This is a genomic window from Streptomyces sp. NPDC058295 (genome assembly GCF_042880655.1).
GTDB lineage: Bacteria > Actinomycetota > Actinomycetes > Streptomycetales > Streptomycetaceae > Streptomyces > Streptomyces coriariae.
In genome coordinates, this window is sequence record NZ_JBHVYO010000006.1 from 185,073 (window position 1) to 200,310 (window position 15,238).

Annotated in this window: 15 protein-coding genes; 7 read left to right on the forward strand and 8 right to left on the reverse strand. The window is 69.8% G+C overall.

The features are described 5' to 3' along the window. Positions 1-75: 75 nt before the first annotated feature. The gene (locus ACFVYS_RS08975) at positions 76-1,596 is read right to left on the reverse strand and encodes a cellulase family glycosylhydrolase (protein ID WP_389500199.1); all 1,521 of its coding nucleotides are present in this window, start codon (positions 1,594-1,596) and stop codon (positions 76-78) included. A 142-nt stretch (positions 1,597-1,738) separates the two neighbouring features. Beyond that, a complete protein-coding gene (locus ACFVYS_RS08980) occupies positions 1,739-2,755 on the reverse strand; it encodes a WD40 repeat domain-containing protein (RefSeq protein WP_389500201.1) in 1,017 nt (338 codons plus the stop codon). Positions 2,756-2,856: 101 nt separating this feature from the next. On the opposite strand from ACFVYS_RS08980, the gene ACFVYS_RS08985 reads away from it, so the two are divergent. From ACFVYS_RS08985 to ACFVYS_RS08995, 3 genes are all read left to right on the forward strand, one after another. Further along, positions 2,857-3,531: a GDSL-type esterase/lipase family protein gene (locus ACFVYS_RS08985; RefSeq protein WP_389500202.1), complete on the forward strand. Its 675-nt coding sequence runs from the start codon at positions 2,857-2,859 to the stop codon at positions 3,529-3,531. Positions 3,532-3,649: 118 nt separating this feature from the next. Further along, positions 3,650-4,240, forward strand: a complete 591-nt coding sequence (locus tag ACFVYS_RS08990) for a Uma2 family endonuclease (protein WP_389500204.1) — start codon at positions 3,650-3,652, stop codon at positions 4,238-4,240. 60 nt (positions 4,241-4,300) lie between these two features. Continuing rightward, on the forward strand, positions 4,301-5,290 hold the full coding sequence (locus tag ACFVYS_RS08995) for an aldo/keto reductase (protein WP_389500206.1): 990 nt from the start codon (positions 4,301-4,303) through the stop codon (positions 5,288-5,290). 207 nt (positions 5,291-5,497) lie between these two features. On the opposite strand, the gene thpR is transcribed toward ACFVYS_RS08995, so the two are convergent. Then, positions 5,498-6,070, reverse strand: a complete 573-nt coding sequence (gene thpR / locus ACFVYS_RS09000) for an RNA 2',3'-cyclic phosphodiesterase (RefSeq protein WP_389500207.1) — start codon at positions 6,068-6,070, stop codon at positions 5,498-5,500. Between the two features lie 51 nt (positions 6,071-6,121). On the opposite strand from thpR, the gene ACFVYS_RS09005 reads away from it, so the two are divergent. Next, a complete protein-coding gene (locus tag ACFVYS_RS09005) occupies positions 6,122-6,667 on the forward strand; it encodes a GNAT family N-acetyltransferase (protein ID WP_389500209.1) in 546 nt (181 codons plus the stop codon). 12 nt (positions 6,668-6,679) lie between these two features. On the opposite strand, the gene ACFVYS_RS09010 is transcribed toward ACFVYS_RS09005, so the two are convergent. Further along, positions 6,680-7,951, reverse strand: coding sequence for an MFS transporter (locus ACFVYS_RS09010; protein WP_389500211.1), 1,272 nt, complete (start codon positions 7,949-7,951; stop codon positions 6,680-6,682). Positions 7,952-8,075: 124 nt separating this feature from the next. Beyond that, positions 8,076-8,513, reverse strand: a complete 438-nt coding sequence (locus ACFVYS_RS09015) for a MarR family winged helix-turn-helix transcriptional regulator (RefSeq protein ID WP_020130246.1) — start codon at positions 8,511-8,513, stop codon at positions 8,076-8,078. Between the two features lie 153 nt (positions 8,514-8,666). On the opposite strand from ACFVYS_RS09015, the gene ACFVYS_RS09020 reads away from it, so the two are divergent. Further along, positions 8,667-8,849: a ribbon-helix-helix protein, CopG family gene (locus ACFVYS_RS09020; protein WP_057600791.1), complete on the forward strand. Its 183-nt coding sequence runs from the start codon at positions 8,667-8,669 to the stop codon at positions 8,847-8,849. A 43-nt stretch (positions 8,850-8,892) separates the two neighbouring features. Here the strand turns inward: ACFVYS_RS09020 and ACFVYS_RS09025 are convergent, their stop codons facing one another. Beyond that, complete coding sequence (locus ACFVYS_RS09025) at positions 8,893-10,344, reverse strand: NCS2 family permease (RefSeq protein WP_389500213.1); 1,452 nt, start codon at positions 10,342-10,344, stop codon at positions 8,893-8,895. 118 nt (positions 10,345-10,462) lie between these two features. On the opposite strand from ACFVYS_RS09025, the gene ACFVYS_RS09030 reads away from it, so the two are divergent. Continuing rightward, positions 10,463-10,744 carry a DUF2530 domain-containing protein gene (locus tag ACFVYS_RS09030; RefSeq protein ID WP_389500215.1) on the forward strand — a complete coding sequence of 94 codons (282 nt, stop codon included), beginning with the start codon at positions 10,463-10,465 and terminating at the stop codon, positions 10,742-10,744. Positions 10,745-10,875: 131 nt separating this feature from the next. Continuing rightward, the gene (locus tag ACFVYS_RS09035) at positions 10,876-13,242 is read left to right on the forward strand and encodes an HAD-IC family P-type ATPase (RefSeq protein ID WP_389500216.1); all 2,367 of its coding nucleotides are present in this window, start codon (positions 10,876-10,878) and stop codon (positions 13,240-13,242) included. A gap of 16 nt (positions 13,243-13,258) precedes the next feature. Here ACFVYS_RS09035 and ACFVYS_RS09040 read toward each other — a convergent pair whose 3' ends face one another. Beyond that, positions 13,259-14,071: a hypothetical protein gene (locus ACFVYS_RS09040; protein ID WP_389500218.1), complete on the reverse strand. Its 813-nt coding sequence runs from the start codon at positions 14,069-14,071 to the stop codon at positions 13,259-13,261. Positions 14,072-14,240: 169 nt separating this feature from the next. Continuing rightward, the gene (locus tag ACFVYS_RS09045) at positions 14,241-15,170 is read right to left on the reverse strand and encodes a hypothetical protein (RefSeq protein ID WP_389500220.1); all 930 of its coding nucleotides are present in this window, start codon (positions 15,168-15,170) and stop codon (positions 14,241-14,243) included. Positions 15,171-15,238 lie beyond the last annotated feature (68 nt).

The following is a 15,238-nucleotide window of genomic DNA, read 5'->3' on the forward strand; positions in this document are numbered from 1 at the left end:
GTGCACACCGGGCGCCCTTCGTCATGTCTCACACCGCCGTGCGGCCCACACCGCCGTGCGGCACCGCCGTGCGTCTCACACCGCCGTGCAGCTCACGCTCGGCGCACCCCCGCCCCCGGGCGTACCACCGAACCCGAAGCTCGCCGAACCGCCCGCCGGGACCGCCCCGTTGTGCGAGGCGTTCACCGCGGTCACGCCGGCCCCGCTCTGGGTGTACGAGGCGTTCCACATGCTGGTGATCTGCTGCGCGCCGCTCCAGGTCCAGGTGACCTTCCAGGAACCGATCGCCGTGGTCCCGGTGTTGGTGACCTTCACCTCGGCGTTGAACCCGCCGCCCCAGTCGCTGCTGACGGTGTAGGCGGCTGCGCAGGAGGCCGTACCGCCGCCACCGCCGCCCCCTCCGCCGCCGCCGGTCCCCGGGAAGCCGGGCGCCTTGACGCTCGCCAGGTACCCGTCCTTCACGGTGTCGACGGTCTGCCAGTCGTCCTTGAGGATGCCGCCCGTGTCACCGGAGTTGGGGTTCCAGGACCAGAAGGTCCAGTGGAAGGAGTCGGCGCCGTACGTCGACGTCGGCCGGAGGTAACTCACCAGGGCCGCCAGCCACTTCTGGTCCACCGTCGACTGGAGCGTGGTGCCGAACTCGCCCACCCACACGGGTGCGATGTTCTGCTTGAAGATGTACCCCCAGTACTTGTCCCAGATCCCCGGCATGTTCGCGGGGAACGTCGGGTCGCTGAACCAGCTCTGCTGGGCGACGCTCGTCGCGTAGTCGTGGGCCGAGTACACGACCCGGTTCGCCACGTCGAGCTGCACCGGGTACTGGCCGACGCCCATCAGGTTGCCGCCCCACCAGCCGGAGACGCCGTTGAAGGTCTGCACGCCCTCGACGAAGATCAGCAGCGCGGGGTTGACGGACAGGACGGCGTTGCCGGCCCGTTGCGCGGCCAGCCGCCAGTCGGTCGCGGTGTCCCCGCAGCCCCAACAGGCGGGATCGTGGGGTTCGTTGTGCAGGTCGATGCCGACGACCGTGTCCTGGCCCCGGTAACGGGTCGCGAGGGCCTTGAGGTTGGCGATCCACGTCGACTCGGGAACCGCGGCCGTGTACCAGAGCGCCGACTGCCCGCCCGCGTCCGGCCGGTGCCGGTCGAGGATGACCTTCAGACCGTCCTGGCCGGCGTACGAGACGATCCTGTCCAGGATCTGGAGCGAGTTCAGGCCCTGGAGGTCGGCGTTCTTGCCGCTGCTGAAGTCGATGCTGTTGGGGACGGTCGTGCTCTTGAAGATGTCGTCGCTGTAGGGGATACGGATCGTGTTGTAGCCCAGCGTCCTCATCTGGTCGATCATGCTCTTGTAGTCGCGGGACCAGAGTCCGTGGACGACGTAGTTGCCGGTCTCGAAGCCGAACCAGTTGATTCCGGCGACCCGGACCGGCTGCCCGGCGGCGTCCAGGATCTGCCGGCCGCTGGTGTGCCAGTAGCCGGCTCCGGCCTCGGCGGCGACGGTGTCCGCCGCGTGGGCCGTCTGCGCTCCGGCTCCCAGCGGTATCAGAAGCGCGGCGGCCAGGCCGCACAGCACTCTTCGCAAGCTGCGGAACAATTCGCTGCTTCCTCTCGGGAGGCGCGGGCCCGAAACACATGGGAGCGCTCCCATACACCGCGCACCACCCAGGAAACTGACACACCATGACCACGTCAAGAAGCGCGGCAACGGCGGTGGCCGTGACGGCGCGGAAAAGCGCTCAGTTGCGGCGCAGCAGCCGGCGGAGACCGAAGAGGGCGACACAGACGGCGGCGACCGCCAGCGCGCCGAACTTCACGCTGCCGGTGGCCGAGGAGCCGTCACCTTCGCCCGAGGCACTCGAACTTCCGCTTCCGGACGGTGACTTGGCACCCGAAGCCGCACCCTCGGGCGCGTCCTCCGCCACCACGGAGCTCCCGGAACCCTCGCTCCCGTACAGGAGCTTGGTGCCGTCGGCGGAGTAGCTGACAGACTCCCCCTGTCGCTGGAGCGGCACGTCGAGCCGCCCCTCGCGCTTGATCTTCCCGCCGTTCCAGGCGTAGGAGATGCCGCCGAAGTAGCCGCGGACGGCGAGCTGGGTACCGTCCGGGGAGAAGGCGGCGTCGGTGGCCCACAGGTCGACGGCGGCGACCGGCTCGAAAATGTTCGCCCCGGAGGCGGAGAGCTTCGCCGGCCCCTCGTAGAGGTGCCCGCCGTCCTCCTTCTTGTCGATGATGTAGACCCGCCCGGTCTTGGGGTGCACGAGGAGCGACTCGGCGTCGCGGGCGCCGTCGGAGTACTTCACCACGTACTGGGTGGCCTTGACGGTCTGGTCGACGAGCTTCGCCGGCTCGGGCAGCCGGTAGATCCACACGTACTGCCAGGTGCCGCCGAGGTTGTCGCCGATGTCGCCGACCCAGATCTCGTTGCCCGGCCCGATGGAGATCGCCTCGACGTCCCGGGGCGTGCCGACGCCGGTCAGGGTGAGCCGGGCGACGGTCTTCCCGGTCGCGCTGTCGACGGCGTAGAGGTAGGGGCCGTCGTCGCTGTCGTTGTGCGTCCAGTAGACGCCCTGGTGCTGACGGGAGGCCGCGAGACCGCTGGACTCGGTGATGCGCGGATCCTCGATGGTGAATCCCTTGTCGCCGTCGGCCGCGTACGCGGCGGGCGCGGTGGACGCGGCGAGCACGGTGAAGGCGCCCGAGAGGAGGACTCCGGCGAGAAGGGCTCCGGCTCGGACGGCGAAAGATCGGCGCATGCCCACAAGCCTGCCATCCCGCCCTCCCGTTCACGGATTCGTGGCCGGTCTCACACGCCCCCGGAGGCGGTGATCCTTTGCCGATCCCTCATCATGAGCGGATGCTCAGGTTCATGCCCGTAGGCGACTCGATGACGATCGGCAGCTCGGGCGAGCACACCTGGCGCTACCGCATGTGGCGGCACCTGTGCGCCACGTACGAGGGCCCGTTCACCCTCTCCGGGCCGCGCGAGACGCTCTACGACAAGGCGACGGACTCCGCCGCGTCCTGCGCCTACGCCGACCCCGACTTCCCGCGCGGTCACCTGGCCGGCTGGGGCGAGGGCTGGCTGCACATGGCCCCGCTGATCGGCGAGGCGGTGCGGACGTCGCGGGCCGACATCCTGCTGGTCTCGCTCGGCCTGATCGACCTGGGCTTCTACACGAACGCCGAGCAGACCGCGGAGAACGCGCGCGCCTTCGCCGCCGAGGCCCGCGCGGCGAACCCGCGGATCGCCATGGTGTGGCTGCCGGTCATCCCCAACATCCGCGCCGCGGACGACGAGCCCTTCGCCGCCCAGGTCACCCGCTTCAACGAACTCCTCGCGAAGACGGCCGCCGACCTGGACGAGCCGGGCTCCCCCATCCTGCTGGCCTCGGTCCCGCAGGCCTGGGACATCGACACCGACACCTACGACGGCACCCACCCGAACGCGAACGGCGAACACCGGCTGGCCTCGGCCTTCGCGGAGGCGATGCACCAGGGGTGGGGACTGGGCGGGGAGTACGCGGGCTGAGGTCCGCGACCCCGCCCGGTTCTGGCATACGCGCTCCGCGCCGTGACCTGGTCACCGTGCGTATCGTTGTACTGCGCGGCGGCACTCACGCATGGGGGCAGCCGGGGAGGAACGCCAGATGACCGTCCTGGAAGACAGGATCGAGATCGACATGGCCGACGAGAACACCAGGCGCTTGGACGAATGGTTCGAGCGGCTTGAGCGGATGCCCGTCCCCGAAGGATTCAGGGTCGAGATCGTCGGGGGCAACGTCCACATGACACCGCAACGGGAAACCCACTGGGAAATCATCTTCCAGATCGCCATCGCCCTGCGCCACAGGTTCGGGAAGGGCGTCAGGGTCTTCTCGGACGTGCGCATCGATTTCCCCGGCCACGAGAACGGGTTCTGCCCAGATATCGTCAAGCTCTGCGAGTCCGCCGAGAAGGACGACGAAGGGCGCTGGCACTACGAAGACGTGGAGTTCGTCGCCGAAGTCATCTCGAAGGGTACGGCCGCCAACGACTACGGCCCCAAGAAGACCACCTACGCCACCGCTGAGGTCCCCGTCCTCCTGATCGCCGATCCCTACCAGGGCAAGTGCCATCTGTACACCGAGCCCAAGGACGGCGAGTACTTGAGTGAACTGTCCGTCGCCTTCGGCACGGAGATCGACCTCTCCACCTCCCTCGGCCTCACCCTCAAGACCGACGAGTTCCCCCGCGACTGACCCGTTCCCCGGCCGGTCCCCCTTGCGTGGAGCGCACTCCAAGTCGTTGGCTTGAGTCCCATGAAGTACACGCAGCTCGGACGTACCGGACTCAAGGTCAGCCGCCTCGTCCTCGGCACCATGAACTTCGGCCCGCAGACCGACGAGACCGACAGCCACGCGATCATGGACGCGGCGCTCGGCGCGGGCATCAACTTCTTCGACACCGCGAACGTGTACGGCTGGGGTGAGAACAAGGGCCGTACCGAGGAGATCATCGGCAGCTGGTTCGCGAAGGGCGGCGGCCGGCGCGACCAAGTGGTCCTCGCCACCAAGGTGTACGGCAACATGGCCGACGGCGACGCCTGGCCGAACCACGACAAGCTCTCCGCGCTCAACATCCGGCGGGCCGTCGACGCCAGCCTCAAGCGGCTCGGCACCGACCACATCGACCTCTACCAGTTCCACCACGTCGACCGCAGCACTCCCTTCGAGGAGATCTGGCAGGCCATCGACGTACTGGTGCAGCAGGGCAAGATCCTCTACGCCGGCTCGTCCAACTTCCCCGGCTACAAGATCGCCCAGGCCAACGAAATCGCCGCCCGGCGCGGCGGCACCATCGGGCTGGTCAGCGAGCAGTGCCTGTACAACCTGGCCGAGCGGCGCGCCGAGATGGAGGTCATCCCGGCCGCGCAGGAGTACGGCCTCGGGGTCATCCCCTGGTCGCCGCTGCACGGCGGACTGCTCGGCGGCGTCATCAAGAAGCAGGCCGAGGGCGGCCGCCGCGCCTCCGGGCGGGCCGCCGACACCCTCGCCGACGCCACCGCACGCGCACAGATCCAGGCCTACGAGGACCTGCTGGAGAAGCACGGCGTGGAGCCCGGCGAGGCAGGCCTGGCCTGGCTGCTCACCCGGCCCGGCGTGACCGGCCCGATCGTCGGTCCGCGCACCGCGGAGCAGCTCGACTCCGCCCTGCGCGCGGTCGAGCTGGAGCTGAGCGAGGAGCTGCTGTCCGGCCTGGACGAGATCTTCCCCGGCCCGGGGCCGTCCCCGGAGGCTTTCGCCTGGTAGAGGGGTGCGCCCCCGAGGGGGCGCGGGGAATCGCGCGACCGGTCGCACACGGTGCGCAGCCGGCGGACGGCGCGCGGTTCCCCGACGGGGCGCGCTCGGTCGGTCCGCCTATCTACCGAGCGCGGCCGCCAAGGCCACCACGACGAACAACAGCACAAGCGCACCGGCCATGATCCGGTTCCGGGTCTTCGGGTCCACATGTGGAGCCTAACCGGCCCCGCCGAGCGCCCAGCGCCCGACCGGCTCGTAACGGGGCTGCTCCCCGGGCACACCGGACTTCGGCAGGCTGCTGCGGACCAGCACCAGTTCCTCCACCGTCCAGGTGCGGCCCTCGAAGGTGTCCAGCGCCTCGACGTACGCCCGCACGTCCACCGCCTCACGGCTGCGGGCCAGCGTGAGGTGCGCCTTGTAGCGGCGGTGCTCCCCCATCTCCACGCCCGCCTTCCGGGCCGCCGCCTCCGCCCGGTCGGCCAGCAGGCGCAGTGCCGGTACGTCCCCGGCGGCCCCGGCCCACAGCGCCCGCCCGTGTCCGAACTGGCCCCCGCCCCGCACGGCCAGCGCGAAGGGCTTACCACGGTGCGCGGCCCGCCCCAGCCGTGCCGACAGCTCCGGTACGAGGTCGTCGTCGACCTCGCCGTAGAAGGCGAGGGTGAAGTGCCAGCCGGGGCGGCCCGTCCAGCGCAGCCCGTCCGCACCGGGCAGCGTGTGCAACCGGGCGACCTCGGCGGCGAGTTCGTCGGCGATGTCGTCCGGGGGCAGCACGGCGGCGAAGAGTCTCATGCCCCCGATTTTCCCGGTCGGCGGGGCCGCCCGCCCGGCATGATGGGCGTCATGCGGATCACCATCAGAGAAGGCGGACCCGACGACGTCCCCGTGATACTCGGCATGCTCGACAGCAGCGTGGAGTGGCTGGTCGCGCAGGGGCGCCCCGGCCAGTGGGGGACGGAGCCCCTGTCCCGCAGCACGAAGACGGTGGAGTCGGTCGTCCGGTACATGGACGAGGGCTGGGTGTTCGTCGCCGAGGCCGACGGTGTGCCGGCCGCCACCCTCACCCTGACCGACGCGCCCGGCGCGTATCTGGCCCATCTCCCGCCGCCCGGGGAGCCCGAGCGGTACATCCACTGGCTCGCCTCCGACCGCCGCTTCAAGGGCCACGGGGTGGGCAGCGCCCTGCTCGCGCACGCCGCCGAGGAGACCCGGCGGGCGGGCGTCGGCCTGCTGCGGGTGGACTGCTACGCGGGCGACGACCGCAAGCTCGTCGCGTACTACGAGGCCAACGGCTTCACCTCGACCGAGGCCTACACCGTCGGCGAACACGCGTGGCCGGGCCAGGTGCTGGCCCGGCGGGTGCGGCCCCCCGCCGCACCCTCCGGGTGACGTCGTAGGCGGTCAGGCCACCGCGGCGAGTTCCCGGGCCTCCCGGGGCACGAACCGCACGCTCGGGTGGCCGTGGTTCCAGCCCACCGCCAGGCGCAGGTTGCCCATCCGGGCCAGGACCAGGCCGATGGTGAGGGCCGCGGCGGCCGAGACGACACCGCCCGCCGCCAGGCCCGCCCGGACGCCGTACGCGTCGGTGATCCAGCCGGCGATCGGCGCGCCGATCGGGGCGCCGCCCATGAACACCATCATGTAGAGGGCCATGACCCGGCCGCGCATGGCCGGGTCGGTGCTCAGCTGGACGCTGCTGTTGGCGGTGACGTTGACCGTCATGCCGAACATGCCGATCGGGGCCATGAGCAGGGCGAACAGCCACAGGGAGGGGGCCATGGAGGCCACGATCTCCATCGCGCCGAAGGCCACCGCCCCGGCGACCAGCACCCGCATCCGGGCGGTGCCGCGCCGGGCCGCGAGCAGGGCGCCCGCCAGGGAGCCCACCGCCATCAGCGTGTTGAACAGGCTGTAGGAGCCCGCGCCCGCGTGGAAGACGTCGTCGGCGAAGGCCGAGAGGTAGACGGGGAAGTTGAAGCCGAAGGTGCTGACGAACCCGACCAGGACGATCGTCCAGATCAGCTCGGGGCGCCCGGCGACGTAGTGGAGCCCCTCGCGCAGCTGGCCCTTGCCGCGCGGGGCGCGCTCGACGGCGTGCAGGTCGCGCGAGCGCATCAGCAGCAGGCCGGCGAGGGGGGCGACGAAGGACAGCCCGTTGAAGAGGAACGCCCAGCCGGTCCCGACGCCGGTGATCATCACGCCTGCCACGGCGGGGCCGACCAGCCGCGCGGACTGGAAGTTCGCGGAGTTGAGACTGACCGCGTTCTGGAGCTGGTCGGGGCCGACCATCTCGGAGACGAAGGTCTGGCGGGCCGGGTTGTCCAGGACCGTCGCGAGGCCCACGGCGAAGGCGGCCACGTAGACGTGCCAGACCTCGACGTGGCCGGAGAGGGTGAGGACGGCGAGCGCGATGCCGGTGAGGGCCATCGCGGACTGGGTGAACAGCAGCGTCCGGCGCTTGGGCAGCCGGTCGACGAGCACGCCGCCGTAGAGGCCGAAGAGCAGCATGGGCAGGAACTGGAGGGCCGTCGTGACGCCGACGGCGGTCGCGGAGCCGGTGAGGCTGAGGACCAGCCAGTCCTGGGCGATGCGCTGCATCCAGGTGCCGATGTTGGACACGACCTGGCCCATGAAGAACAGGCGGTAGTTCCTGACCTTCAGAGAGCTGAACATCGATGACTTGCGGGCGCCCCGATCGGGCTTCTCGGCAAGGGTCTCGTGGGTGGTCGGTGCGGGGGCGGAGTCTGCTCCGGATCCCGAACTCAAAAGTGTCGCCTCCTCATGGCCTGACGGCTGTCTACAGGTGTGCGAGTTTCTCCAGCACGGGGGCGGCGGCGCGCAGTTTCGCCCACTCGTCCTCGTCGAGGCCGTCGACCAGGGTGGCCAGGAAGGCGTTCCGCTTGGCGCGGCTCTCCGCGAGCATGGCCTCGGCCTGCTCGGTCTTGGTGACGACCTTCTGGCGCCGGTCCTCGGGGTGCGGCTCCAGCCGGACCAGACCCTTGGCCTCCAGCAGCGCCACGATGCGGGTCATCGAGGGCGGCTGCACGTGCTCCTTGCGGGCGAGCTCGCCCGGGGTGGCACTGCCGCAGAGGGAGAGGGTGCCGAGCACCGACATCTCGGTGGGGCTCAGCGACTCGTCGACCCGCTGGTGCTTGAGCCGACGGGACAGCCGCATCACGGCTGAACGCAGGGAGTTCACGGCGGCAGCGTTGTCGCCATGGGTGAGGTCAGGCATCTCTTTAGGATAACTCATTACTCTGGCTAAACAAGCTGGGGGGTGCCGGGATTCCCCAGGACCCCGGCCACGGAAACCTCTCCATCACTCGAACGAGTGAGTAGGCAGCGGAAAGTGACCGGAGTGCGGTACGTGCCCGCGACCCTCTTCCTCATGGGGACCAGTGTGCTCAGCCTGCGGATAGACGGGGAGCTGCTCGAACGGCTCCGGCAGCATGCCGCGAAAAGGGGAATGAGCGTCCAGGACTATGTCGTCCAGACGCTCATTCGCGATGACTTCGACGAGCGGTTCCAGACCGCCGTCGAGGAGACGGAGAAGTTCTACGGGCTCACCTGAGCCGCCGTCGCGGGCGGGCATCAGGTGAGACCGAGGGCCGGCATCAGGTGAGGCCGAGGGCCGGCATCAGGTAGTAGAAGGCGAAGACGGCGGAGACCACGTACATGGGCGCCGGGACCTCCCGGCCACGCCCGGCCGCCAGGCGCAGCAGCACGAAGGTGATGAAGCCCATCCCGATGCCGTTGGTGATCGAGTAGGTGAACGGCATCATCACCATGGTGATGAAGGCCGGGATGGCGATGGTGTGGTCGGCCCAGTCGATCTCCTTGACCGAACCGGCCAGGATCAGGAAGCCCACCGCGAGCAGGGCCGGGGTGGCGGCCTGGGACGGGACCATCGTGGCGACCGGCGTGAGGAACAGCGCGACGGTGAAGAGGCCGCCGGTGACGAGGTTCGCGAGGCCGGTGCGGGCGCCCTCGCCGACACCGGCCGTGGACTCCACGAAGGCGGTGGTGGCGGAGGAGGAGCTGGCGCCGCCTGCGGCGACCGCGAGGCCGTCGACGAAGAGGACCTTGTTGATCCCGGGCATCTCGCCGTGGGCGTTGGTCAGCTTGGCCTCGTCGCTGACGCCCATGATCGTGCCCATCGCGTCGAAGAAGCACGACAGCAGGACCGTGAAGACGAAGAGGACGCCGGTCAGGACGCCGACCTTGCCGAAGCCGCCGAACAGGCTGAACTCGCCGATGAGCCCGAAGTCCGGGGTGGCGACGGGGTTGCCGGGCCACTCGGGGGTGGTGAGGCCCCAGGACGGGATCGTCGCGACCGCGTTGATGATCAGCGCGAGGACGGTCATCGCGACGATCGAGATGAGGATCGCGCCGGGCACCTTGCGGGTGATCAGGGCCAGTGTGAGCAGGGCGCCCAGGATGAAGACGAGGACCGGCCAGCCGTTCAGGTGACCGTCGGCGCCGAGCTGGAGCGGGACGGTGGTGTGGGCGGCGTCCGGGATGCGGCTGACGAAGCCGGAGTCGACGAGACCGATCAGCATGATGAACAGGCCGATACCGATGCTGATCGCCTTGCGCAGGCCGAAGGGCACCGCGTTCATGACGCGCTCGCGCAGACCGGTGGCGACCAGGAGCATGACCACGAAGCCCGCGAGCACGACCATGCCCATGGCGTCCGCCCAGGACATCCGGGGGGCGAGCTGGAGGGCGACCACCGAGTTCACGCCGAGGCCGGCGGCCAGGGCGATGGGCACGTTGCCGATGACGCCCATGAGGAGCGTGGTGAAGGCGGCCGTGACACAGGTGGCGGTGACCAGCTGACCGTTGTCGAGCTGATGCCCGTACATGTCCTTGGCGCTGCCGAGGATGATCGGGTTCAGCACGATGATGTACGCCATCGCGAAGAAGGTGGCGAAACCACCCCGGATCTCGCGGGGCAGGGTGCTGCCCCGTTCGGTGATCCTGAAGTAACGGTCGAGGGCGCCGAAGAGGGGCGTGGCTCCCGGCTGTTCAGGGGCGGGGACCTTGGCGGGGGCCGACGTGGGCATCTTTTTGGATTTTCCTACGAAGAGAAGCGGTCAGTACCAAACCGTTTCAGTATGAACATATAACGTTCGGATCGGCCATCTCCGCGCGTAGACCCGACCGCCTCGTAAGCTGAGCACCATGAAGAAGTGGATCCCTGAACACGAGGCGCCGGAGCCCCTGGAGGGCCCCGTGGTCGCCACCGTCACCGGCGGCACGATCCTCTGGTTCGTCCTCTTCCTCGTCCAGCTCCCCTTCTACGGCTGGTACGACGACCACGGCCGTGCATGGTGGATCTGGACGTGCCTCGCGGGCGCCGGTCTCGGCCTCATCGGCATCTGGTACGTCCGCAAACGGGACGCGGCGATCAAGCGGGACGCGGCGAACGGGCCGACCGAGCCCGCGAGCCCGCTCATCGATTAGGGGGTGTCCCCCAGGCAGGTCCCGGGGCGCTACTACCGAGGTACTGCACGCCACCGCGCCCGTCCTCCCGAAGTCGGATCTTCGGCGTCCCCAGGGGGTGAACCCCCAGATCCGCACGTACCGTCGATCCCATGGCCCACACCGACGCCCCCGCCTCCGTGCCGACGGCGACCGGCCTCACCGCCGCCGAGGTCGCGGAGCGGGTCGCGCGCGGTCAGGTGAACGACGTACCGGTCCGCAGCAGCCGCTCCGTCGGCGAGATCGTCCGGGCGAACGTCTTCACCCGGTTCAACGCGATCATCGGCGTCCTCTGGGTGGTCATGCTGTTCGTCGCCCCCATCCAGGACGGCCTGTTCGGCTTCGTCATCCTCGCCAACACCGGCATCGGCATCATCCAGGAGTGGCGGGCCAAGCAGACCCTGGACTCGCTCGCGGTCGTCGGCGAGGCCCGGCCCACCGTCCGCCGCGACGGCACGGCCGTCGAGGTCCCCACCTCCGGACTCGTCCTGGACGACCTCATCGAGATCGGCCCCGGGGACAAGGTCGCCGTGGACGGGGTGTGCGTCGAGGCGGACGGGCTGGAGATCGACGAGTCACTGCTCACCGGCGAGGCCGACCCCGTCGTCAAGCGGCCGGGCGACCAGGTCATGTCGGGCAGCTTCGTGGTGGCCGGCGGCGGCGCCTTCCAGGCCACGAAGGTCGGCCGGGAGGCCTACGCCGCCCAGCTCGCCGAGGAGGCCTCCCGCTTCACGCTCGTCCACTCCGAGCTGCGCTCCGGCATCTCCACGATCCTCAAGTACGTGACCTGGATGATGGTCCCGGCCGCGATCGGCCTGGTCGTCACACAGCTCTTCGTCAAGAACAACGACCTCAAGGAGTCCATCGCCCGCACCGTCGGAGGCATCGTCCCGATGGTCCCCGAGGGGCTCGTCCTGCTCACCTCCGTCGCCTTCGCGATCGGCGTCATCCGACTCGGCCGAAAACAGTGCCTGGTGCAGGAGCTGCCGGCCATCGAGGGCCTCGCCCGCGTCGACACCGTCTGCCTGGACAAGACCGGCACGCTCACCGAGGGCGGCATGGACGTCACCGCGCTCAGCACACTCGACGGCTACGACGAGTCGTACGTCCGCCGGGTGCTCGGGGCCCTCGGCGAGTCCGACCCGAGGCCCAACGCCTCCCTCCAGGCGATCATCGACGCCTACCCGGACGCCGAGGACTGGCGCTGCACCGAGTCCCTGCCCTTTTCCTCCGCCCGCAGGTACAGCGGCGCCAGTCTCAGCGAGGGCAACGGGGAGAACGGCACCTGGCTGCTGGGCGCGCCGGACGTGCTGCTGGCCGACGACGATCCCGCCCTCGCCGAGACCGAGCGGCTCAACGAGCAGGGCCTGCGGGTGCTGCTGCTGGCCCGCGCCGCCCGCGACCTCGACGACCCCGAACCGGCGCGCGACGCCAAGCCCGCCGCACTCGTCGTCCTCGAACAGCGGCTGCGGCCGGACGCCGCCGACACCCTGCGCTACTTCGCCGAGCAGGACGTCCGCGCCAAGGTCATCTCCGGTGACAACGCCGTGTCGGTGGGGGCGGTGGCCGCGAAGCTCGGGCTGGACGGCCGTACGGTCGACGCGCGCCGGCTGCCCGCCGAGCAGGAGGGCATGGGCCGGGCCCTGGAGGAGGGCACGGTGTTCGGCCGGGTCACCCCGCAGCAGAAGCGGGACATGGTCGGCGCGCTCCAGTCGCGCGGGCACACGGTCGCGATGACCGGGGACGGCGTCAACGACGTCCTCGCGCTGAAGGACGCCGACATCGGCGTCGCGATGGGCTCGGGTTCCGAGGCCACCCGGGCGGTCGCGCAGATCGTGCTGCTGAACAACAGCTTCGCGACGCTGCCGTCGGTGGTGGCGGAGGGCCGGCGGGTCATCGGCAACATCACCCGGGTGGCGACCCTGTTCCTGGTGAAGACGGTCTACTCGGTGCTGCTGGCCCTGCTGGTGGTCTGCTGGCAGGTCGAATACCCCTTCCTGCCCCGGCACCTGACGCTGCTGTCCACCCTCACCATCGGCATCCCGGCCTTCTTCCTCGCCCTCGCCCCCAACACGGAACGGGCCCGGCCGCACTTCGTACGACGGGTGATGCGGTACTCGATCCCGGGCGGGGTGGTGGCCGGGGTCGCGACCTTCGTCACCTATCTGGTCGCCCGTCACCACTACACCGGCGGGGGCTCCTTGGAGGCCGAGACCAGCGCCGCGACCCTCACCCTGTTCCTGATCTCGATGTGGGTGCTGGCGATCATCGCCCGGCCCTACACCTGGTGGCGGGTGCTGCTGGTGGCCTCGATGGGCGCGGCGTTCGTGCTGGTGCTGGTGGTCCCTTGGCTTCAGGACTTCTTCGCGCTGAAGCTGATCGGGATGACCATGCCGTGGATCGCGGTGGGGGTCGCGGCGGTGGCGGCGGTCGCCCTGGAGTTCTCCTGGAAATGGGTCGACCGCCGTTTCCCGGCCTAGGTACCGGCGTGCCGACCTACTTGACGTCGACGAAGTCGCCCGCCGCGCTGACCGCCGGGGTCGTCGTGGTGCCGGCGAAGCTGTAGCGGTAGTAGCCGTCGGCGGCGGCCTTGACCGTGGTCTTCAGGGCGCCGGTCGAGCTGGTCTTCACGGTCTTGACCGTGGTGTAGGTGGTGCTGCCCTTCTTCTTGAACTGGAGCTTCACCGGCTGGGCCGCGTAGCCGCCGAGCTTGTTGGTGTCCCAGTTGGCGCGGGTCAGCTTGCCCGTGACGGTGAGGGTCTTGCCCTTCTTCACCGGCTCCGGCGTCGCGTCGGCCGTCAGCTGCGCCTGGCGCTGCACCTTGACGGTGCCCAGGTTGCTCTGCCACTTGAGGTCGGCTTCGCCGGTGGCGTCGTGCGGGACGGCGAGGGCGCCGACCTTCCAGGTGCCGGCCTGGCTGTTGGCCAGGTCGTCGTACGCGCTGGAGGCGGTGGGACGGAACTGGATCTTGGCGGTGCAGCTGAGGACCGTCGTGGAGACGGCCTTGCAGGTGCCCGGCTCGTCACCGGCGATGATCTGGGAGTTCTCGTTGAGCGAGGTGCCCCGGTAGAGCATCGGCCCGTTGTCGAAGGAGCTCGCGCTGAGGCTCGCGGGCTTCGTCACGGTGTACGTGGCGGTGACGGTGACCTTGGCCGAGGGGCCGACCACGACGGCCTTGCCCGCGTTGACCTTCATGGCGGAGAAGGTGACGTTCGGCGCCGCCGTCGGAGCGGCCTGGGCGGCTGGGACGGCGAGGGCGGACAGAGCGAGGGCGCCGGAGGAGGCGACCACGAGGGCGCGTATGCGCATTGCGTTCCCCAGATGGGAGAGAGATCTCGGAGTCTGTTGACTCATCGGGTGAGATCCATGGCGGACGGGGCCGGTTGTACGGCGGGAGGTAAGAACCGGGGAAGAGCGGCGAACGGCCGGCCCCGGAAATCCGGAGCCGGCCGTCCTGCGCCACGGCGTGACGCGAGTCCTACTTGACGTCGACGAAGTCGCCCGCGGCGTTGACCGCCGGGGTGGTCGAGGTGCCCGCGAAGACGAAGCGGTAGTAGCCGTCCACGGACGCCTTGACCGTGGTCTTCAGGGCGCCGGTGGTGCTGGTCTTGATGGTCTTCACCGTGCTGTAGGTGGTGCTGCCCTTCTTGCGGAACTGCAGCTTCACCGGCTGGGTGGAGTAGCCGTGGTAGGCGCCGTCGTCCCAGTTGGCACGGGCCAGCTTGCCCGTGACGGTGATGGTCTTGCCCTTCTTCACCGGCTCCGGTGCGGCGTTGACCGTCAGCGTGGAGAAGCGCTGGAGCTTGGTGGTGGCCAGGGCGTCGCCCTCGGCGTAACCGACCTTGGTCCAGTCGATGTCGTCGTCGGTGTACGGGTCGACGTCGTTCCAGTCGATGACGTAGCCGAGCGCCTTCCAGGTGGTGGCGTCGGCGTTGGTCAGCTCCTCACCCGGGTAGATGTCGAGGGCGCCCTTGCAACTGGCGACCGTGGCCGAGGTGTTGGTGCAGGTCGGCCAGTCGTCGCCGACGAGGATGTTGGCCGGGTTCGCGGACGAACCGCGGTAGATGACCAGGTCCAGCTCGGTGTCGCCGGCGGTGACGTCGACGCCCGCGCCGTGCGTGACCTTGAAGGTGACCGGGACGGTGACCTTGCCACCGGTGCGGGCCACGATCGGGAAACCGTTGTTGATCTTGACGCTGCCGAACTTGGCGTCCAGCGCGTACGGGGTGCCGGTGTCGGCGGCGGTGGAACCGGTGAAAGCGCTCTTGCCGGAGGTGGCGGCGTGGAGGGCCTTCAGGGTGTCGACGGGGTTGTGCGTGTCGCTGCCGGTGGCCTGCGCGGCCGGCACGGCGAAGGCGGACAGGGCCAGGGCGCCGGTGACGGCGGCCACGGTGGCTCGTATGCGCATGAATGTCCCAAGGGGATCAAGGGGCTCTCCGGGCGGGTGCCACCAGCGAGCCCAAGTGGTCGACGAGC